The following is a 20,076-nucleotide window of genomic DNA, read 5'->3' as shown; positions in this document are numbered from 1 at the left end:
ACAACCGGTTCTGATAGACACAACGGCATGGCGGACACCGACATCTCCTTCTCCAGCGGCGACGTGACCCTGCACGGCAGCCTGCGCGTGCCCGCCGCGAGCGACGGGAACGTTCCCGCCGTGCTGCTTCTCGCCGGCAGCGGTCCCACCGATCGCAACGGCGACAGTGCGCTGCTGCCCGGCCCGATCGGCACCCTGCGGCACCTCGCCGACGTGCTCGAGCGCAACGGCTTCGCGAGCCTGCGCTACGACAAGCTCGGCAGCGGCGCCACCGGCCTCGGCCCGTACGACGTCGCCGACGTCGCCGACCTCGGTTTCTCCACGTTCATCGACGCCGCCACGGACGGCCTCCGGTTCCTCGCCGCGCAGCCGGGCATCGACGCCGAACGGCTCTACGTGGTCGGGCACAGCGAGGGCGCACTCATCGCCCTCACCCTCGCCGACGCCGGTGCGCCCGTCGCAGGCATCGCGCTGCTCGAGCCCTTGGCCGTGCGGCTGCTGGACCTGCTCACCGCCCAGATCGACGCCCAGCTCGACGCGGTCGTCGATGCCGGTCAGCTCCCGATCCAGATCGCCGACGAACTGCGCCTGGCCCTCGCCGAGGCCGTGGAATCGCTGCGCGCCGACGGCACCCTCAGCGACACCCTGCCCGAGCCGCTGCGCAACGCCGGTCTGGTCTCGGCCAATGCCAAGGCCCTCGCCGAGGAGGACTCGCTCGATCCGCGGATGCTCGCGGCCCAGCTCGAGGGCGGGCTTCCGGTACTGACCAGCGTCTCGGCGAAGGACATCCAGGTGCGGGTCGAGGACGTCGACGCCCTCGACTCGGCGCTCGTGCACACGAACCTGACGTCGCTGCGCCTGCACCGGGCCAACCACGTACTCAAGGACATCGGCGACCAGCAGTCCACCGGCGCCGACTACATCGCCGACCTGCCCTTCTCGGACGAGTTCACCCGCGGCTTCGAGGCATGGCTCGCCAAGCTCTGACCCGCCGCCCGAGATGGGCCGAAAACAAGAGATGTCAGATTCGCGTAACTCGGGTATGGTGTCCGGTTAACCCGTAGGAACACACGAGAAAGGTACGGTCCGATGCGAGACGACAAGGTCATCGCGGCGAAGTCGATGCGCATTGCCGTACCCAGCTGGTGCCGACACACCTACGCGCACTTCCACTTCGCCAAGTGGCGACCCCGGGAATGAGTCGACGACTCGACCGACTCCTTCTCGGGCACCCGGGCACATCGCCTCGGGTGCCCTTTCTTTTCCCCATATACCGATCTTGTCCAGTAAGAGGAGAACACGATGAAACTGCGACTCGGCGCCACCGGCGCCGTCCCCAAGGACCTGCCCGACGATCTCACCGGTCACGCCATCACGATCGACCTGAGCCACGTCGGCACCGAACAGGCTGCGGCCGCAGCGGACCTCATCCGCGAACTGCTCGACCGCGGCGCCGCCCGACTGGTCATCTCCGACGCCCGCGACGCCACGCCGCGGATGGTCACCCGCCCGGCGACCGGGCACCCGCACGCGGCCTGACGGGCGCGTGCGGGCGACCGGCGTCGCTGCTCAGTGCGTGCGGGCGACCGGCGTCGCTCAGTGCGCGAAGTGGCGTGCGCCGGTGAGGTACAGGGTCACGCCGGCCTCGCGAGCGGCCTCGATGACCTCGTTGTCGCGCACCGAACCGCCCGGCTGCACGATGGCCCGCACACCGGCCTCGGTGAGCACCTGCAGGCCGTCCGCGAACGGGAAGAACGCGTCGGATGCGGCGACGGATCCGACGACCCGGTCCCCGGCGCGGGAGACGGCGAGCCGGGCGGAGTCCACCCGATTGACCTGACCCATGCCGACACCGACGGTGGCGCCGCCTGCGGCGAGCAGGATCGCGTTGGACTTCACGGCCCGGCAGGCACGCCACGCGAACTCGAGATCCGCGAGGGTTTCGGCGTCGGCGGCCTCGCCGCAGGCCAGCTCCCAGTTCGCGGCCGAATCGCCCGGCGCGGCGAGGGTGTCGCGCTCCTGCAGCAGCATTCCGCCGGAGATCTGCCGCAGCTCGATCTGCGCCGCCTGCGGCGAGTCGGCCCGCAGGATGCGAATGTTCTTCTTGCGGCTGAGCACCTCGACAGCGCCGTCCGCGTACCCGGGGGCGATGATCACCTCGGTGAAGATCTCGGCGACCTGCTCGGCCATCGCCACGCTCACTTCACGGTTGACGGCGATCACCCCGCCGAACGCGCTCACCGGATCGCACTCGTGCGCCTTGCGGTGCGCCTCGGCAACGGTCTCCGCGACCGCGATCCCACACGGGTTGGCGTGCTTGATGATCGCAACGCACGGCCGGTCGTGATCGTGCGCGGCACGCCAGGCCGCGTCGGCGTCCTGATAGTTGTTGTACGACATCTCCTTGCCGTGGAACTGCTCGGCCCGCGCCAGGCCCGGTTCGCCGGCCTCGTTCACGTACAGCGCCGCCGCCTGGTGCGGGTTCTCGCCGTAACGCAGCACGGCCGCGCGTTCCCACGTCGCACCGGCCCACGCCGGGAACTGCTCGGCGGCGTCGGCCTCCCCGGCGGCGTAGCCGGCGTTCATCCAGCTCGCGACCGCCACGTCGTAGGCGGCGGTGTGCTGGAATGCCTGGGCGGCAAGGGCTTTACGCTGCGGCAGGGTGAACCCGCCGCCCTTGACGGCGTCGAGCACGTCGTCGTACCGGGCGGGGTCGACGACCACCGCGACCGACGGGTGGTTCTTCGCGGCGGCACGCACCATGGACGGGCCGCCGATGTCGATCTGCTCGACGCACTCGTCGGGGGTGGCACCGGAGGCGACGGTCTGCGTGAACGGGTACAGGTTCACCACGACCAGTTCGAACGCCTCGACGCCGAGTTCGGCGAGCTGATCGAGGTGGTCCTGCTTGCGCGTGTCGGCGAGGATGCCGGCGTGCACCCGCGGGTGCAGCGTCTTGACCCGCCCCTCGAGACACTCGGGGAAGCCGGTGAGGTCCTCCACCTTGGTGACGGGGATTCCGGCGCCGGCGATGGTGGCCGCAGTGGAGCCGGTGGATACCAGCGCGACACCCGCCTCGTGCAGGCCCGCCGCCAGTTCGACCAAACCGGTCTTGTCGTAGACGCTGACGAGTGCACGTCGCACAGCCTTACGTTCGGTCACTGGGGATCACGGCCTTTCGTCCATCGGATACAACTCCACGGGTGGCGACGGCGGCGACCACGTCGGCCAGCAGTCGTCGCTCCACAACCTTGATGCGTTCGTGCAGGGTGGCCTCGTCGTCGTCGTCGAGGACCGGCACGGGTTCCTGCGCCAGGATGGGGCCGGTGTCGATACCCGCGTCGACCAGGTGCACGGTCGACCCGGTGACCTTCACCCCGTAGGCGAGGGCGTCCGGCACGGCATGTGCGCCCGGGAACGCCGGCAGCAGCGCCGGATGGGTGTTGACGATGCGACCGCCGAACCGGTCCAGGAAGACCGGTCCCAGGATCTTCATGAAACCGGCCGAGACCACCAGGTCCGGCTCGTGCGCGGCGACGGCGTCGGTCAGGGCGCGGTCCCAGGCGGCCCGGTCCGGGTGCTCGCGCAGCGGGACGCGGACGTGGGGAATGCCGGCGGCCTCAGCATGCCCCTCGGCCGCACACTCGCGGTCCACTCCGACGGCGACGATCCGGGCGGGATATCCGTCCGTGTGCGTGGCGTCGATCAGCGACCGCAGCAGGCTTCCGGTGCCCGAAGCGAGGACGACGACCCGTGCCGGCACAGTGGGCGGCAGCTGGTCACGCGAGGCAGTCAGCGCTCTACTCCTGGAACTCGAGAGGGGTCGGCCGGAGGCTCGGCCGGGTAGAGCCTAGCCCTTGGGGGGTGCGGCACCCTCCGGCAGGTCGCCGTTGGGCTCCGGCGGCGCGCCGGCATCCCGGTCCTTCTCGACGGGGCGGGCCGGCTCGTCGGCCGCGTCCTCGATCGCCGCGTCGACGACATCCGGACGTTCGGCTGCGAGGTCCTCGTTGTCCGGGCCGTCGACGACGGGCGCGTCGTCGACGTCCGTGGGGGCGTGCTCGGGGTCGTCCTCGAGGATCTCGGCGTCGAGCACGTCGGTGGCCGGTGCCGCCTCGAGCTCCCGGATGTCGCCGTCGAGCGGGGCGACAGTCTCCTCGGCAGACTCGACCTCGGCCGGCTCGTCGTCGGGATCCTCGTCGGCGGGCTTTTCGTCGGCGAGCCTTTCCTCGGCGGCCGACTCCCGGGCGGCGTCCGCCGCGGCCAGACGGCGCTCGCGCCACAGCAGCAGCTGCGAGGTGACGAGGCCGAGCAGCCCCGTCCACGCGAATACCAGCACCCCGGCCAGCCACCAGTTTCCGCCGACCACGCCGAAGACCCCCAGCGGGCCGCCGGCAGCCCACGTGGCCAGCGCGGTCGTCGCACCCGCGAGTGCCGCTGCAGCGACCACCGTGAGCGCGGCGTCGGTGGACGACACGCGTTCTCCTCGGGCCCGCGCCTCGAGGTGGCACTGGGCGACGTACCGACCGAGGAGGGCGCCCACCGTCGCGGGGACGGCCAGCAGCACGGGCCAGAACGGCGCGGCCGGTCCCGGTGGGATGACGGCAAGCACAGGCAGGGCAGGCAGGTCACCGCCGGTCGCCTCGAACAGGCTCAGGTGCACGTCGCCGAACTGCACCGTGCTGCCGGTCACCACGGCGGCGGCCCCGATCAGCACGTTGGGCAGGTACAGCACCGACAGCACCGTCAGCCCGAGCGCCCCGACCGCTCCCCCGCCGCGGCCGATCAGCTCACCGACCACGGTCCACGACCACAGCAGCGCGAGCACGGTCACCGCCCCGCCTGCGGCGAACATTCCCAGCACCGTCCGGGCCGCGGGGCGCACGGCGGCGACCAGCCAACTCGGCACGCCGTAGCGGGACGCCAGCGGCCGCCAGGTCCGGGAACCGATGCCGAGCCCCGCCCCGAGCAGGTACAGCGCGGTCACCCACGCCAGCGCGGACGCCGGATTGGGGGTGACGACGGGTAGGACACTCGCCGCATCCTGGATCACGATCAGTGCCGCCACCGTGATCACCGTCGGACCGGCGAGAACGGCCACCGCGATGCGGGAGGCGTTCCGGCGGTCGAGCGGACGGCCACCGAGCGCGACGACACCGTCGGTGGCCGACCGTGCGGCTCGAGCGGTCAGCCACACCAGCACCGCCGTCGGCAGCAGCGGCAGCACCCCGAGCGATACCCCGTCGATCGTCAGGGTCACCTGGTGCAGGGCCAGCCAGCTTCCCGCGATGGCCGCGTAGATGCCGGTCAGGTCGCTGCTCGCGGCCACCATCGTGGTCACCACCAGCGTGGCGATCAACGCGAGGGTCACTGCCGGCACCTTGGCCGCCGTGCCGAGCAGGATTCGCAACTGCTCCGGTTCGACCGAGGTGTCTTCCGGGGTGGTGTGCCGGTCGGACCGGCCTAGCGTCGAGGTCATCGTGTCGAGAGTGTCACCCGGCGACGATCGGGACGGTCAGGCGCGCCGCAGGATGTGCGGGAGCCGTCACCGCGGCTCGTCGCCGGGACGGAACGCCTGCGTCGGCGCCGGGTCCGACGTGCGCTCGGTCTCGCCCTCCGAGGGACGGTCGGTGTCCTCCCGCTGGGTGTCTGCGGCCCGGGGGGCGAGCACCGTCGGCTCGTCGACGTCGCCACCGGCGGGCTCGCCCGTCCGACCGGCCGGACCCGGAGTCCCGGCACCGTACGACGCCTGGGCGCCCGTCGGGGTGTAGGCCTGCTGTCCGGGGTGCTGGCCCTCGGCATGGGGCCGGTCGACGCGCAGCGGCTGGCTCAGGTGTTCGGTCTGGGCGCCGGCGTCCGGGCTCGGGTAGTGCTCACGCGGCTGCGCCCCCGAGTACTGGGTGCCGGGGTACTGGCCGGAGGGGTACTGGCCCGAGGGGTACTGGCCCGAGGGGTACTGGCCGGACGGGTACTGGCCGGACGGGTACTGGCCGGACGGGTACTGGCCCGACGGGTACTGACCCGACGGATACTGCGGCTGCTGGTAGCCGGGGTACTGCGCCGAGGACCCGGACGGGTAGGCCGAGGACCCGGACGGGTAGGCCGAGGACCCGGACGGGTAGGCCGAGGACCCGGACGGGTAGCCGGAGCCCGGCGTTCCGTATCCGCTCGCTGTCGCGCCGGGAGCGTAACCCTGCCCCGCACCGGCACCCTGTGCTCCGTAGCCCTGAGCTCCGTAAGCCTGCCCGCCGTAACCCTGGCCGCCGCCCTGGCCGCCGAACGACTGGGCGGGCGAACGACGCTGGCCGGGCACCAGGATCCCGATCCCGAAGAGCAACGCCATGAGCGCGAGCGCGGTCTGCAGGAAGCCGAGGACGAGGATGGACACCCCGCCCCAGGAGATGCCGGTGTCGTCCGGGAGGTGGAAGAGCTGGAACAGCGACACCACGAAGCCGACCGCGGAGGCCGCCACTGCGACGGAGCGCAGATCCTGGCCCGGCAGCAGCGACAGCGCAGCGGCCGCGCCGCCGAAGAGCAGGAAGGCCAGCGGGACGACCGCGAACCCGAAGTCGAACGACGACAGCGCGACCTGGGTGCCGAAGGAGATGCGCACGTACGGCGCCAGGCCGAGCAGGAAGTTCAGCACCGCCAGCACCGCCACGGCAATCGGCAGGAGCAGCGGCACCACCTTGTCGGAGGCGCCTCGGGTGGCGGGTCCGGATCCTGCCCCGGTCGACGACCCCGAGGGGCCTGCCGGGTTGTCGGACCGGCCCGTTCCCGAGCCTGCTGGGTAGGTCATCGCTCCTCCTGAAGTCGTCGGCTGCTCTGCGACCAGCCTAGGCACGATCACGGTGGGCGGCAGGAGTCCCGCGAATCCGGCGAATCCCCACCGGCGAGAATGTGCCCATGCCCAGCACCCTCGAGCCCGGACCGGACGTCGTCGCCGAGACGGAGATCAAGCACTCCCGGTTCCTCGCCGTGCTGCGCCGCGTCGACTCGGACACCGCCGCGCTCGCCTTCGTCGAGGAACAGCGGCGGCTGTATCCCGATGCGCGGCATCATTGCTGGGCCTTCGTGGTGGGCGACGAGCCGGCGCACCGGGCAGAACGCTCGAGCGACGACGGAGAACCGGGGGGCACGGCCGGGGTGCCGATGCTGCAGGTGCTGCACCACCGCGATCTGGTGAACGTCGCGGTGGTGGTCACCCGCTGGTTCGGTGGCATCAAGCTCGGCGCGGGCGGACTGGTCCGGGCGTATTCGGGTGCGGTGGCGGTCGCGGTCGATGCGGCGACGCTGGTGCCCCGGGAGCGGCGGGAGGTGTTCACGCTGGCGGTGGGGCACGGTGATGCCGGACGCGTGGAGTCGGAACTGCGGGGCCGCGGAGTGAGCGTGCTCGACGTGTCCTACACGGAGCGTGTCGTCTTCACCGTCGCGGCGCGGGATGCGACCGAACTGCAGAACCTGGTCGCCTCGGTGACGGCCGGTGCGGGAGAACTCGTGCCCGTCGGCACCGAATGGGTCGACGGGTAGGCAGCGGAGCTGCCGGTGTGTCCTTTGGGCTGCCTGGACCACCCAAAGGACACACCGGCGGCGAAGCCGCTTCGCTCAGAGCGACTGCAGGATCTCGCGTGCGAGCGCGGCGGTCTCGGACGGCGTCTTGCCGACCTTCACGCCGGCCGCCTCGAGGGCGTCCTTCTTGGCCTGCGCGGTGCCCGAGGAACCGGAGACGATGGCGCCGGCGTGGCCCATGGTCTTGCCCTCGGGAGCGGTGAACCCGGCGACGTAGCCGACGACCGGCTTGGTCACGTTGGCCTTGATGTAGTCGGCCGCGCGCTCCTCGGCGTCGCCGCCGATCTCGCCGATCATGACGATGAGCTTGGTCTCGGGGTCCTTCTCGAACGCCTCGATGGCGTCGATGTGGGTGGTGCCGATGACCGGGTCGCCGCCGATGCCGATGGCGGTCGAGAAGCCGAAGTCACGCAGCTCGAACATCATCTGGTAGGTCAGCGTGCCGGACTTCGACACCAGGCCGACCGGGCCCTTGCCGGAGATGTTGGCCGGGGTGATGCCGACGAGCGACTCGCCGGGGGTGATGATGCCGGGGCAGTTGGGGCCGATGATCCGGGTCTTGTTGCCCTTCTCGACGTTGTAGGCCCACGCGTACGCGGTGTCCTGCACCGGGATGCCCTCGGTGATGACCACGAGCAGCGGGATCTCCGCGTCGATGGCCTCGATGATGGCGTCCTTGGCGAACTTCGGGGGAACGAACGCGATCGAGACGTCCGCGCCGGTCTCCTTCATCGCCTCCGCGACGGTGCCGAAGACGGGTAGCTCGACGGCGGAACCGTCGGCCGCGGTGTGGGACACCGTGGTGCCGGCCTTGCGGGCGTTGACGCCGCCGACGACCTGGGTCCCAGCCTTGAGCATCAGGGCGGTGTGCTTGGTGCCCTCGCCGCCGGTGATGCCCTGGACGATGACCTTCGAGTCCTTGTTGAGGAAGATAGACATGTTCTCCGTGTGTCCTTACTTCGCGGCGTACGCCAGCTCGGCGGCCTTGTCAGCGGCCTCGTCCATGGTTCCGACCAGCGTGACCAGCGGGTGGTTGGCGTCGGCCAGGATCTTGCGGCCGGCCTCGACATTGTTGCCGTCCAGACGGACGACCAGCGGCTTGTTGGCCTCGTCGCCGAGGATCTCGAGCGCCTTGACGATGCCGTTGGCGACGGCGTCGCACGCCGTGATGCCACCGAAGACGTTGACGAACACGCTCTGGACCTGGGAGTCGTTCAGGATCACGTCCAGGCCGGCGGCCATGATCTCGGCCGAGGCGCCACCGCCGATGTCGAGGAAGTTGGCGGGCTTGACGCCGCCGTGCTTCTCACCGGCGTACGCCACGACGTCGAGGGTCGACATGACCAGGCCCGCGCCGTTACCGATGATGCCGACCTGGCCGTCGAGCTTGACGTAGTTCAGGTCGTGCTCCTTGGCCTTGGCCTCGAGCGGATCGGTGGAGTCCTTGTCCTCGAGCTCGGCGTGCTCGGGGTGACGGAAGCCCGCGTTCTCGTCGATGGTGACCTTGCCGTCCAGGGCGAGGATCTGATCGTCGGGGGTACGCACGAGGGGGTTGACCTCGACCAGGGTGGCGTCCTCGGCGACGAAGACCTCCCACAGCTTCTGGATGGTCACGGCCGCGGCGTCGAGCACCTCGGCGGGCAGGTGACCCTGCTCGGCGATGCTGCGCGCGAACGCGAGGTCGACACCCTTGACGGCGTCCACGGACACCTTGGCGAGACGCTCCGGCTTGGTTGCCGCGACCTCTTCGATCTCCATGCCGCCCTCGACCGAGCACATGGCCAGGTAGGTGCGGTTGGCACGGTCGAGCAGGAAGGAGATGTAGTACTCCTCCGCGATGTCGCTGGCCTCGGCGACCAGCAGCTTCTTGACGATGTGACCCTTGATGTCGAGGCCGAGGATGTTCTCGGCGTGGGTCTTCGCATCCTCGGGGGTGGCGGCGTACTTCACGCCGCCGGCCTTGCCACGACCACCGGTCTTGACCTGGGCCTTGACCATCACAGGCTTACCGATTTCCTCGGCGATAGCCTTGGCATCGTCGGCCGTGTCGGTCACACGACCCAGCGACGTCGGCACACCATGCTTGGCGAAGAGTTCCTTCGCCTGGTATTCGAAGAGATCCATCTGCTCACCGTCTCGTCTGCGTTGACGCCCGCTCGAGGGGTATGAGCGGGTCCGTTCGGACTGTAACTAGTCGGAAGTCCCACCAAACGCCCGCACTCCTGGTATGTGTCGCATGTCACCGGAGTGAGGACCCCCGGGGGTACCTCACGGATTTTCCTCCCGGATTGTGAGCCACGCCGCAGCCAGGAGGAGCACCACCCCCAGGATTGCAGGCAGCGTGAGGACTCCGTTCACCGGCTCCTGCTCCGAGGTCCGTACGAGCGCCCACGAGGCCGCGTACAGGGCCACCGAGGCCGCCGCGCCGAGCAACAGCGCAGTGCCTCGGGCCGGCCGCGCACGCCCTGCGACCAGCACCGCCGCTACCACTGCGACGGCCAGCACCGCCCGCCCCCACACGTCGTAACCCCAGGGGTAGCTCAGCACCGAGCCGGCGCCGGGCTGCAACGGCAGCAGCACCCCGACACCGGCAGTGAGAGCCGCAGCCGCGCCCACCGCGCGCCTTACGGGCCCGGCGGTGCGTTCGACGGAGGTGTCGATGCCGTCGCGTTCCGCACCTCCCGCGAGGACGACGAGCACGCCCGTCACCGCCGCCCCCGGGATCGCGGCCCCGGCCAGCCAGGTGCCCGGCCCGGCGCCGACACCGGGCAGGCCCGCGGCGAGCACCCAGGACTGCAGCACCGCCCCGGCGGCGGCGACCATCCCGGCGGCCGGCACCGCGACGGCGGGTCGCAGCGGAGCGGCGAACTCGGACAGCAGCAACCAGAAGCTCAGCGCCAGCACGAGCAGGCCCGCCGCGAACAGCATGCGCGCAGCAGACAGTTCGGGCGCCGTCGCACCGGCGGGCACCGACAGCACCGGCAGCAGCGACCCCACCGTCGCGACGACGCCGGTGACGATCCCCGCGACACCCGCTTGCCGATGCCGCTTCGCCGGAGCGGGCGGGACCGCCCTGCGCACCCGCGGTGCGGCACGGTCCGACCGCGCGACGAGACGAGGCAGCGCGACCGCGGACGCGACGAGCAGGACGGCGGCGAGCACGCCGACGGCGACCCCGGGCGACGGCGCCAGCCGCGCACCGGTCAGCCCTGCCGCCAGCCGCGGCCCCAGGATGGCCAGCGCACCGAGTCCCGCACCTGCGAGCACGCCCGTCGCGGCGGCCGACGACGGCGTCACCAGCGCCCACGTTGCTGCCAGCACCACCGCGACCGCCGCCAGCAGGGCACCGAGCGCGGCAGCCGGCGTCGCATCGAGGACGCCGGAACCGAGCAGTACCGGATCGTTCGACACGAAGGGCGGGGCGAGCAGCGCGCCGGCCGTGACCAGCGCAGCTACCGCGACGCCGGCTGCGACCGGCGTCGCGGCACGGGCACCGACGGGCCGTTCCTCGACCGGGAGGCGGGCGGCTTCGAGTTGCCGGACCGCGACGGCCCCGAGGACTCCGGCGACGACCGAGGCGAGGTGACCGGCGAGGACGACGCCGGCGCCGGGGCCCGCCGCGAGTCCCGCGGCGGTGACGGGCCGGAACAACTCGAGGCGGTCCGCGTCCAGGGCATCGGTGAACAGCGCGACGTCGAGCAGGACTGCGCCGAGTGCGACGAACCCTGCGCCCGAGAGAAGCGCGGCGGCCCGGACGGCGGCGAGGGCGCCGCGCCGGCGGGCGAGACTCACCGCACCGACGGGAACCGCCAGCGCGGCGACGGCGGAAACGAGGGCTGCGGCGCCCGAAGCGGCACCGATCGGTCCCTCGTCGGCGCCGACCACCGGAAGGATGGGGGCGACCGCCACCGCCGTGGCTCCGAGCGCGGCCAGGACGAGCGCGGCGACAAGTACGGGCGGACGACTCGGCACGACCCGACGCTACGACGGCGTTCCGGTACATCCCGGCGTGACACACCGTAAGTCTTCGGTATCGCGCCGTAACCAGGAAAATGTTTCCCGATTCGCCCAGCTCAAACTGTGATGCCAGTCACAAGGTCCGTTTTCCTGCCCGTTTAGGTTGCCACGCTTGCGATCGTTTCGTTACCGTCGCTTCGGTCCGAGTAACGGTCAGGTCACGAACGGAGGACGGCAGTCGATGCACACTTGCACTCCACGCGCCGACAGCCGTCCCGACTACGAGTTCGACGATGTCGACTTCGTAGGGGCGACCGACCGCCTCTACCCGGGCCACTGGCAGCCGCAGGAGCACTACTTCGACGAGGGCACTGCGGACGATCCGGACGTCTCGAGCATTGTGAATTTCCGTAACACCAGCACCACCGAAGAGTACGAATTCTACGGCGACGAGCCGGCCCGGCCGCTCACCGCCCCCACGGTATCCGACGGTGATCCGGCCGCCCCGCCTCGTCGCGGCGGCGCCCACCGCGTTCCCACTCCCCCCGCCGCCCTCAAGGGCCGTGCCGCGGTTCTCGCGGTCGCCGCCGGCGCTGTCGTCGCCGCGGGCCAGGCGGCCACCAGCGGTCCCGCTCAGGATTCCGGGCATTCCGAGGTCGCCCTCGCCGCCGACACCACCGGCTCGAACGTCATCACCGCCACCGCGGTGCCGCAGGCCGCCCAGTTCGCCGCGGAGACCGAGTCCGAGAGCGCGGCCCCCTCCCAGGCCCCGCAGGTCCTCAACATCGCGGACCCGAACGACCTGTCGCAGTTCTCCAATCTGCTCGCCAAGGGCCAGCGATTCAGCGAGGAGCGCGCCGCCCGCGAAGCCGCCGCCCGTCGCCCGCTGTTCGTCCTGCCGGCAGCCGGCGTCTTCACCTCCAGCTACGGTGCCCGCTGGGGAACCCTGCACGCCGGTGTGGACATCGCCGGCCCCATCGGGACCCCGATCCTCGCAGTCGCCGACGGCACCGTCATCGACTCCGGTCCGGCGTCCGGGTTCGGCATGTGGGTGCGTCTGCGCCACGCCGACGGCACCGTCACCGTCTACGGCCACATCGATCAGTCCATGGTGACGGTCGGTCAGCAGGTCATGGCGGGTGACCAGATCGCCACCATGGGTAACCGGGGCCAGTCCACCGGCCCGCACCTGCACTTCGAGGTCCACCTCAACGGCATCGACAAGATCGATCCGCTGCCCTGGCTCGCGACTCGCGGCATCTCCCTCGGCATCCGGAACGACTGACCGCCGACCGCATTCGCGGCAAGGGCCCCGCACCAGCCGGTGCGGGGCCCTTGCCGCGTCCGGCTCAGAGCTTGACCATCGGCACGCCGCCGACGAGCATCAACCGCACCTTCCCGGCGCTGCCGAAGTCGACGACCACCGTCGCGGTCGGCCCGGAGCCGCGGGTTTCGAGAACCGTGCCGAGGCCGTACTTGTCGTGACTGACCCGATCGCCGACGGCGAGCACGAGATGGTTGTTGCGCGAACGCCCGGAGCTCGGCTGCCGGTCGCCGCCGAACCGGGAAGTTCCACCCCCGAAACCGGAACCGATCCCGCCGTAGCCGCCCCGCCCGCGGCCGGCCCCGATGGCGTGCCCCCCGGTCACTCCCGGATCCTCCCGGCGCCATTCCACGAGTTCCTGCGGGATCTCCTGGAGGAAGCGTGATTCCGGATTGGTCACCGGCTGCCCCCAGGCCGAGCGCAGCACCGCGCGGCTCAGATACAGGCGCTGCCGCGCGCGGGTGAGTCCGACGTAGGCCAGGCGCCGTTCCTCCGAGAGCTCGGCCGGGTCGCCGAGGGCGCGCATGTGCGGGAACTGCCCGTCCTCCCACCCGGTGACGAATACCACCGGAAATTCGAGACCCTTGGCGGTGTGCAGCGTCATCAAAGTGACGACCCCGTCGCCCTCCTCGGGGATCTGATCGGCGTCGGCTACCAGGGACACCCGCTCGAGGAATGCCGCCAGCGAACCGGGCTCGGGCTCCCCTTCCGGCACCTCACGTTCATCCTCGAGGCCCGCGGCGTTGCGCGCATCCGAACTGAATTCTCTTGCCACGCTGACTAATTCGTTGAGGTTGTCGAGCCTCGTGCCGTCCTGGGGGTCGTCGCTGGCCTCGAGCTCGGCGCGGTATCCGGTGCGATCGAGCACTGCTTCGACGACGTCGCCGACGTCGACGAGGTCGTTGCCGTCGGCGTCGGTCTCGGTGAGCATCGCCCGCAGTTCGTCCATGAGGTCGACGAACGCGGCGACGGCCTTCTGCGAACGGGAGTTCAGGAGCGGCACGGTCCCCTCGGCGGCGTCGCGCAGCGCTCGGCCGAACCCGACGCCCGTGCGTTCGGCGTGCACCGCCACGCACGCCTCCGCGCGGTCACCGATGCCGCGACGGGGCGTGTTGAGAATCCGGCGCAGGCTGACCGTGTCGTCCGGGTTGGCGAGCACCCGCAGGTACGCGACGAGGTCACGAACCTCCTTGCGCTCGTAGAAGCGCACGCCGCCGACCACCCGGTAGGGCACGCCGTGCCGGATGAACACGTCCTCGAGGGCGCGCGAGGAATTGTTGGTGCGGTAGAAGACCGCGATGTCGGCAAACTTCGCTTCACCGGCGTCGACGAGCCGGTCGATCTCCGCGGCGACGAACTGTGCCTCGTCGTGCTCGTTGTCGGCGACGTACCCGGTGATCGGCTCCCCCGCACCGGAGTCCGTCCACAGCCGCTTCTCCCGCCGCCCGGTGTTGCGGGCGATCACCGCGTTCGCCGCCGAGAGGATGGTCTGGGTGGAACGGTAGTTCTGCTCGAGCAGGATCGTGCGAGCCTCGGGATAGTCGCGTTCGAACTCCTCGATGTTGCGGATCGTCGCGCCACGGAACGCATAGATGGACTGGTCGGCATCGCCGACGACACACAGTTCCGCCGGCGCGACCGCGTCGTCCGACACGGTGTCGTCCGCCCCGCCGACGAGCGTGCGGACGAGCACGTACTGCGCGTGGTTCGTGTCCTGGTACTCGTCGACGAGAACGTGGCGGAACCGTCGGCGGTAGTACTCGGCCACCTGCGGATGCGCCTGCAACAGCGCCACCGTCTCCCCGATCAGATCGTCGAAGTCGAAGGCGTTGGCCGCGCGCAATCGCTGCTGGTAGTGGGCGTAGACCGTCGCGACGATCCGTGGCAGTTCCGACGCCTCGCGGTCCGCGTCGGCCGCGGCCTCCTCCGGACCGATCAACTCGTTCTTGAGATTGGAGATGTGCGTGGCCAGCAGCCGCGCGGAGTACCGCTTGACGTCGAGGTCGAGGTCCTTGGCGATCATGGTGAGCAGACGCCGGGAGTCGTCGGCGTCGTAGATGGTGAAGTTCGAGTTCATCCCGGACAGCAGCGCCGACTGCGCCCGCAGGATCCGCACGCAGCTCGAGTGGAACGTCGACACCCACATGCTGTTCGCCCGCGGACCGACGAGGTGGGCGACGCGTTCGCGCATCTCGGCGGCCGCCTTGTTGGTGAACGTGATGGCCAGGATCTGGCCCGGCGTCACCCCCCGCTCCCCCAGCAGGTACGCGATTCGCCGGGTCAGCACCGCCGTCTTGCCCGAGCCGGCCCCCGCGACGATGAGCAGCGGAGAACCCGTGTGGGTCACCGCCTCCCGCTGCTGTGGGTTGAGACCCTCGAGCAGAGCATCGGAGGTCGTCGCTCGCACCCCCGGATTCGGGGCGGGGACGGGACGGCCGGAGGCAACGGGAGTGTTCATCGTGGTACCAAACTACCGGCGATCGCCGACAGCCGTGCCGCCCGGGCGGGACCGATTCGACAGGTATGCCTTACTTGGCCGGTTCGGGGACGGATGGCAAACTGAACGTCATGTCATGTGCTCCACGTCGCCGCTACCGGCGACACTGCCATCGGTACGAGAGCCGATGACCGAGGCCTGACCGCACCCCGAGGCTTCGGCTGCCGCACCACCGAAGCCCGAGCCGACGGCCGGACCGGTAACGCCCGCAGAATCCGAAGCGATCCCAGAGCTGACGCGAGGAGACGACATGAGCACCAACACCGAGGCCACCGGTTCCGGAGCCAGCGCATCCGATGCTGCCCTGCCCACCACCGAGGCGGAGATCGACGAGCTCCGCAAGGAGATCGATCGGCTCGACGCCGAGATCCTCGCAGCGGTCAAGCGCCGCACCGAGGTCTCGCGCATCATCGGCCAGACCCGCATGGCGTCCGGCGGCACCCGCCTGGTGCACAGCCGGGAGATGAAGGTCCTCGAGCGATTCAGCGAGCTGGGCCAGGAGGGTCACACGCTGGCCATGCTGCTGCTGCGGCTCGGCCGCGGCCGACTGGGCCACTGAGGAACTGCGGCCGACTGGGGCACTGAGAGGCCACGGCCGACTGGGTCACCGAGTCCCCCGGGCTCCGGTACGCCCCCGAGCACGCGACGCTCGGGGGCGTAGCCGTCGCGCAGGTCACTGCAGCGCGATGTACTTCGTCTCGAGGTACTCCTCGATGCCTTCGCTGCCGCCCTCGCGGCCCAGGCCGGAGGCTTTGACGCCGCCGAACGGTGCCGCCACGTCGGAGATCACACCCCGGTTGACGCCCACCATGCCGGACTCGAGGGCCTCGGACACCCGCAGCGCCCGGTCCAGGCTCTGCGTGTAGATGTACGCGGCCAGGCCGTATTCGGTGGCGTTGGCCGCGTCGATCGCCTCCTGCTCGGTGTCGAACCCGGTCACGGCGGCGACGGGACCGAACACCTCCTCGCGCAGGATCCGGGCGTCGGCCGTCACCCCGTCGAGGACGGTCGCGGGGTAGAACCATCCCCGGCCGTCGGGGACGTCCCCGCCGAGTCGCACGCTCGCGCCGGCTGCGACCGCATCCTGCACCAGCGTGCCCACGGTCTCCCGCTGGCCGGCGTTGATCAGCGGGCCGAGCGTGGTTCCGGGGTCGGTGCCCGGCCCGAGCCGGTACCGCCCCATCCGCTCGGTGAGCTTCTTCACGAACTCCTCTCGCACCGGATTGGCGACGTGGAAGCGGTTCGCGGCCGTGCACGCCTCGCCCCCGTTGCGCAGCTTGGCAGCCAGCGCTCCCTCCACCGCGGCGTCGAGGTCGGCGTCGTCGAACACCAGGAACGGCGCGTTGCCACCCAGTTCCATCGACGTGCGCAGCATCGCCTTCCCCGCCCGCTCCGACAGGGTCCGGCCCACCTCGGTGGAACCGGTGAAGGTCAGCTTGCGCAGGCGGGGATCGTCGATCAGCGGGCCGGTGACCGCGCCGGCACGCGAGGTCGGCAGCACCGACAGCACGCCCTTCGGAAGCCCGGCCTCGGCGAACAGCTGGGCGAGCAGCAGCATCGTCAAGGGGGTTTCCGACGCCGGCTTCATCAGGATCGTGCAGCCCGCGGCGAGGGCGGGACCGATCTTGCGGGTACCCATCGCGAGCGGGAAGTTCCACGGCGTGATCGCCAGGCACGGTCCCACCGGCTGCTTGGTCACCAGGATCCGTCCGTTGCCTGCGGGTGCGTACGTGTAGCGCCCCGAAATCCGCACCGCCTCCTCGGCGAACCAGCGGAAGAACTCGGCCCCGTACTTGGTCTCGGCCCGGCTCTCCGGCAGAGCCTTGCCCATTTCGAGTGTCATCAGGAGCGCGAAGTCCTCGGCACGTTCGGTGATCCTCGCGAACACCGAACGCAGCAGTTCGCCCCGCTCACGCGGCGCGGTCGCCGCCCACTCGTGCTGCGCGGCCACCGCGGCGTCGAGGGCGCGGACGGCGTCGGCGGGGCTCGCGTCGGCGACCTCGGTGAGGGTGTCGCCGGTGGCGGGATCGTGGACGGGGAAGGTGGCGCCGTTCTCGGCGGCCACCCAGTCCCCGCCGAGGAACAGTTCTGTCGGTACGGTCCGGATCAGTTCTTCGGTGTCCATGTCCCACATCATGCGCTCCGGGACCCCGGCCGGTTCCGAACCCGCCGGTAACTACGGGCCCGCACTAGGCTCTGAATTCATGAGCGACGTGACTCGAACCGCACCGTGGCAGCAGTTGGACCGGCACCGTTCGGAACTCGAGGCGGTGGATCTGCGGGGATTGTTCGCGGCGGATCCGGGTCGGGCCCAGCGGTTGTCGGTCACCGCCGGGGACTGGTACATCGACTACAGCAAGCACCGCATCACCGACACCACGGTGGGGTTGCTGCTGGATCTGGCCCGCGCCGCCGGCGTCGAATCCCACCGGGACGCGATGCTCGCCGGGGAGCACATCAACACCACCGAGGATCGCGCGGTGCTGCACACCGCACTGCGCCTGCCGCGGTCGGCGACGCTGCCCGTGGACGGCGCCGACGTGGTCCCCGAGGTCCACACCGTGCTCGACGCAATGGCCGGCTTCGCCGAGAAGGTCCGCTCCGGCACCTGGCGCGGCGCCACCGGACAGACGATCACGACGGTGATCAACATCGGGATCGGCGGTTCGGACCTGGGCCCGGCCATGGTGGCGCGGGCGTTGCGGCACTACGCCGACGGCCCCGACGCCCGGTTCGTCGCCAACATCGATCCGGCGGACCTGACCGCGCAACTGTCCGGCCTGGATCCGGCCAGGACGCTGTTCGTGGTGGCGTCGAAGACGTTCACCACCATCGAAACGCTCACCAACGCCACCGCCGCGCGGCGCTGGCTGGTCGCCGCGCTCGGTGAGGACGCCGTCGCGGCGCACTTCGTGGCCGTGTCCACCAATGCCACCAAGGTCGCCGAGTTCGGTATCGACCCGGCGAACATGTTCGGGTTCTGGGACTGGGTGGGCGGACGGTACTCGGTGGGCTCGGCGATCGGCCTGTCGGTGATGTGCGCGATCGGTCCGGCCCGCTTCGCCGAGTTCCTGGCCGGGATGCACACCGTCGACGAGCACTTCGCCACCGCCCCGCTCGAGGCGAACGCGCCGGTGCTGCTCGGGCTGCTGGGGGTGTGGTACGCGTCGGTGCTGGGGGCGCAGACACGGGCGGTGCTGCCCTACAGCCAGGACCTGGCGCGGCTGCCGGCGTATCTGCAGCAGCTGACCATGGAGTCGAACGGCAAGTCCGTGCGGCGCGACGGCAGTCCCGTCGACCACGACACCGGAGAGATCTTCTGGGGTGAGCCGGGCACCAACGGTCAGCATGCGTTCTTCCAGCTGCTGCACCAGGGCACCCGGCTGATCCCGGCCGATTTCGTCGGGTTCGCCACCGCGCTCGAGGATCTGCCCACCCGGGACGGCACCGGGAGCATGCAGCAGGTGCTGCTGGCGAACATGCTCGCCCAGGCCAAGGTCCTCGCGTTCGGGAAGACCGCGGCCGAGGTCGCCGCCGACGGCACCGATCCGGCGCTGGTGGCGCACAAGGTGATGCCCGGCAACCGGCCCTCGACCACCCTGCTCGCCCCGGCGTTGACGCCCTCGACGCTGGGCCAGCTGATCGCCCTGTACGAGCATCAGGTGTTCGTCCAGGGCGTGATCTGGGGTATCGACTCGTTCGACCAGTGGGGCGTCGAGCTCGGCAAGACCCAGGCCCTGGAGCTGGCACCCGCGCTGACCGGCGAGGCGGACCCCGACACCGGCGACAGTTCCACCGACACTCTCGTCCGCACCATCCGGCGGTGGCGCCGCAAGTAGCACCGGCGGGCCGATGCCGGACCTTCCGGCAGACCCACCGGTTGGGGCGCGGGCTCGGGCGTTCAGGCGGCGTGCGGACGGGACCAACGGCGGGTCATGTGCACCCGGCCGCCGCCGTCGACGAGGCGGGCGGCCAGGTCGTACTGCTCGAGCCACCGCACCGCGGGCGCTCCGCGGCGCAGAGCTGCCGCGGCCGCGGCGTCGGCCCACAACGCGTCCTCGGCGATGACGGTGACCTGCACCCACCGTCCCGAGACGTCGTTCTCGCTGTTCTGCTCTTCGTCGGATTCGTCGCGCATGCGCGTCGCCATGGCGCTTCCCGCCGGGAGTTCGACGGTGCCGGCGCCGGGGACGGACACCTGCCACCCGCCGGCGGGACTGTGACCGGCGGTGGCCGTCACGTCGCCCATACGCACCAGGACACCGCATTCGAGGCTGCGTGCCACGGTCGCGGCGGCCCGGTCGGCGGTGTCGGCCCTGGCCGTCTCGGTGATGTCGAGGTTGACGCCGAACGGGGCCAGCACGGTCTCGCCGTCGAGGTGGATGTCGCTGTAGTCGGGAAGCGGATGGATGGGCGGGGTGGCGTCCTCGTCGATCCCGGCGTCGTCGGCCGCCAAGGGACTCACCGTCCCGTCGGTCATCCGGGCGGCCCAGAGCGCCGAACGCAGCAACGCCGACAACCTCGGGCTGACCTGCACGGGAATGCCTTGGGCGAGATTGACCTCGTGGATCTCCGCATCGCCGCGCTGCGGGTTGCAGGCCGCCTCGGATTCCGCGATCGCGGCACGCACCCGCGTTTCGGCCTCCACCAGGGCGGCGTACTCGGTGACGGCCACCGCGACCGGGACCCCCCACTCCCGCCATTCGCTGCTTCTGATCATGAGGGGCTCCGG

At 70.8% G+C, this 20,076-nt stretch carries 16 protein-coding genes; 6 read left to right on the top strand and 10 right to left on the bottom strand.

From position 1 onward, the window contains the following. Positions 1-27 precede the first annotated feature (27 nt). Positions 28-987 (top strand): alpha/beta hydrolase family protein, encoded by a 960-nt coding sequence (locus ACM26Y_RS06160; RefSeq protein WP_003937764.1) that lies wholly within the window; start codon positions 28-30, stop codon positions 985-987. 315 nt (positions 988-1,302) lie between these two features. Then, the gene (locus ACM26Y_RS06155) at positions 1,303-1,539 is read left to right on the top strand and encodes a hypothetical protein (protein WP_003937763.1); all 237 of its coding nucleotides are present in this window, start codon (positions 1,303-1,305) and stop codon (positions 1,537-1,539) included. Between the two features lie 57 nt (positions 1,540-1,596). Here ACM26Y_RS06155 and purH read toward each other — a convergent pair whose 3' ends face one another. The 4 genes from purH to ACM26Y_RS06135 form a co-directional block, all read right to left on the bottom strand. Continuing rightward, a complete protein-coding gene (gene purH / locus ACM26Y_RS06150) occupies positions 1,597-3,162 on the bottom strand; it encodes a bifunctional phosphoribosylaminoimidazolecarboxamide formyltransferase/IMP cyclohydrolase (protein WP_416062925.1) in 1,566 nt (521 codons plus the stop codon). Further along, a complete protein-coding gene (gene purN / locus ACM26Y_RS06145) occupies positions 3,149-3,763 on the bottom strand; it encodes a phosphoribosylglycinamide formyltransferase (RefSeq protein ID WP_371382830.1) in 615 nt (204 codons plus the stop codon). Before purN ends, purH begins: the two co-directional genes overlap by 14 nt. Positions 3,764-3,850: 87 nt before the next feature. Continuing rightward, a complete protein-coding gene (locus ACM26Y_RS06140; protein WP_416062924.1) occupies positions 3,851-5,476 on the bottom strand; it encodes a DUF6350 family protein in 1,626 nt (541 codons plus the stop codon). A gap of 66 nt (positions 5,477-5,542) precedes the next feature. Next, a complete protein-coding gene (locus tag ACM26Y_RS06135; protein WP_416062923.1) occupies positions 5,543-6,796 on the bottom strand; it encodes a DUF5336 domain-containing protein in 1,254 nt (417 codons plus the stop codon). A gap of 107 nt (positions 6,797-6,903) precedes the next feature. Here ACM26Y_RS06135 and ACM26Y_RS06130 point away from each other — a divergent pair, with 107 nt between their 5' ends. Next, positions 6,904-7,527, top strand: coding sequence for an IMPACT family protein (locus ACM26Y_RS06130; RefSeq protein ID WP_416062922.1), 624 nt, complete (start codon positions 6,904-6,906; stop codon positions 7,525-7,527). A gap of 75 nt (positions 7,528-7,602) precedes the next feature. Here the strand turns inward: ACM26Y_RS06130 and sucD are convergent, their stop codons facing one another. From sucD to ACM26Y_RS06115, 3 genes are all read right to left on the bottom strand, one after another. Next, entirely contained in the window at positions 7,603-8,505 is a 903-nt protein-coding gene (gene sucD, locus ACM26Y_RS06125; protein ID WP_003937757.1) for a succinate--CoA ligase subunit alpha, read from the bottom strand. Between the two features lie 15 nt (positions 8,506-8,520). Further along, positions 8,521-9,690, bottom strand: coding sequence for an ADP-forming succinate--CoA ligase subunit beta (sucC, locus tag ACM26Y_RS06120; protein WP_003937756.1), 1,170 nt, complete (start codon positions 9,688-9,690; stop codon positions 8,521-8,523). Positions 9,691-9,834: 144 nt separating this feature from the next. Beyond that, positions 9,835-11,538 (bottom strand): hypothetical protein, encoded by a 1,704-nt coding sequence (locus tag ACM26Y_RS06115; protein ID WP_416062921.1) that lies wholly within the window; start codon positions 11,536-11,538, stop codon positions 9,835-9,837. A gap of 226 nt (positions 11,539-11,764) precedes the next feature. Between ACM26Y_RS06115 and ACM26Y_RS06110 the strand changes: the two genes are divergently transcribed. Then, positions 11,765-12,808 carry a M23 family metallopeptidase gene (locus ACM26Y_RS06110; protein WP_416062920.1) on the top strand — a complete coding sequence of 348 codons (1,044 nt, stop codon included), beginning with the start codon at positions 11,765-11,767 and terminating at the stop codon, positions 12,806-12,808. A 64-nt stretch (positions 12,809-12,872) separates the two neighbouring features. Here the strand turns inward: ACM26Y_RS06110 and pcrA are convergent, their stop codons facing one another. Continuing rightward, positions 12,873-15,305 (bottom strand): DNA helicase PcrA, encoded by a 2,433-nt coding sequence (pcrA, locus tag ACM26Y_RS06105; protein WP_416062919.1) that lies wholly within the window; start codon positions 15,303-15,305, stop codon positions 12,873-12,875. 289 nt (positions 15,306-15,594) lie between these two features. Here pcrA and ACM26Y_RS06100 point away from each other — a divergent pair, with 289 nt between their 5' ends. After that, positions 15,595-15,903, top strand: coding sequence for a chorismate mutase (locus ACM26Y_RS06100; RefSeq protein WP_003937752.1), 309 nt, complete (start codon positions 15,595-15,597; stop codon positions 15,901-15,903). Positions 15,904-16,017: 114 nt separating this feature from the next. Here the strand turns inward: ACM26Y_RS06100 and ACM26Y_RS06095 are convergent, their stop codons facing one another. After that, the gene (locus ACM26Y_RS06095) at positions 16,018-17,469 is read right to left on the bottom strand and encodes an NAD-dependent succinate-semialdehyde dehydrogenase (RefSeq protein WP_416062918.1); all 1,452 of its coding nucleotides are present in this window, start codon (positions 17,467-17,469) and stop codon (positions 16,018-16,020) included. A 79-nt stretch (positions 17,470-17,548) separates the two neighbouring features. Between ACM26Y_RS06095 and pgi the strand changes: the two genes are divergently transcribed. Next, positions 17,549-19,183, top strand: coding sequence for a glucose-6-phosphate isomerase (gene pgi / locus ACM26Y_RS06090; RefSeq protein ID WP_416062917.1), 1,635 nt, complete (start codon positions 17,549-17,551; stop codon positions 19,181-19,183). 62 nt (positions 19,184-19,245) lie between these two features. Here pgi and ACM26Y_RS06085 read toward each other — a convergent pair whose 3' ends face one another. Then, complete coding sequence (locus ACM26Y_RS06085) at positions 19,246-20,064, bottom strand: FAD:protein FMN transferase (protein WP_416062916.1); 819 nt, start codon at positions 20,062-20,064, stop codon at positions 19,246-19,248. Positions 20,065-20,076 lie beyond the last annotated feature (12 nt).

Origin of the sequence: Rhodococcus indonesiensis (genome assembly GCF_047782815.1) — a bacterium.
GTDB lineage: Bacteria > Actinomycetota > Actinomycetes > Mycobacteriales > Mycobacteriaceae > Rhodococcus > Rhodococcus indonesiensis.
Note: the sequence above shows the minus strand (reverse complement) of the source record. Positions and strands in the feature narration are given on the sequence as shown.

Bases quoted from the DNA above. Each gene is read 5' to 3' on its own strand.
- ACM26Y_RS06100 (WP_003937752.1), top strand. From the start codon at position 15,595: ATGAGCACCAACACCGAGGCCACCGGTTCCGGAGCCAGCGCATCCGAT.
- pcrA (WP_416062919.1), bottom strand. From the start codon at position 15,305: ATGAACACTCCCGTTGCCTCCGGCCGTCCCGTCCCCGCCCCGAATCCG.
- ACM26Y_RS06160 (WP_003937764.1), top strand. From the start codon at position 28: ATGGCGGACACCGACATCTCCTTCTCCAGCGGCGACGTGACCCTGCAC.
- ACM26Y_RS06155 (WP_003937763.1), top strand. From the start codon at position 1,303: ATGAAACTGCGACTCGGCGCCACCGGCGCCGTCCCCAAGGACCTGCCC.
- ACM26Y_RS06130 (WP_416062922.1), top strand. From the start codon at position 6,904: ATGCCCAGCACCCTCGAGCCCGGACCGGACGTCGTCGCCGAGACGGAG.
- ACM26Y_RS06110 (WP_416062920.1), top strand. From the start codon at position 11,765: ATGCACACTTGCACTCCACGCGCCGACAGCCGTCCCGACTACGAGTTC.
- ACM26Y_RS06135 (WP_416062923.1), bottom strand. From the start codon at position 6,796: ATGACCTACCCAGCAGGCTCGGGAACGGGCCGGTCCGACAACCCGGCA.
- ACM26Y_RS06140 (WP_416062924.1), bottom strand. From the start codon at position 5,476: ATGACCTCGACGCTAGGCCGGTCCGACCGGCACACCACCCCGGAAGAC.
- ACM26Y_RS06085 (WP_416062916.1), bottom strand. From the start codon at position 20,064: ATGATCAGAAGCAGCGAATGGCGGGAGTGGGGGGTCCCGGTCGCGGTG.
- ACM26Y_RS06095 (WP_416062918.1), bottom strand. From the start codon at position 17,469: ATGGACACCGAAGAACTGATCCGGACCGTACCGACAGAACTGTTCCTC.
- pgi (WP_416062917.1), top strand. From the start codon at position 17,549: ATGAGCGACGTGACTCGAACCGCACCGTGGCAGCAGTTGGACCGGCAC.
- sucC (WP_003937756.1), bottom strand. From the start codon at position 9,690: ATGGATCTCTTCGAATACCAGGCGAAGGAACTCTTCGCCAAGCATGGT.
- sucD (WP_003937757.1), bottom strand. From the start codon at position 8,505: ATGTCTATCTTCCTCAACAAGGACTCGAAGGTCATCGTCCAGGGCATC.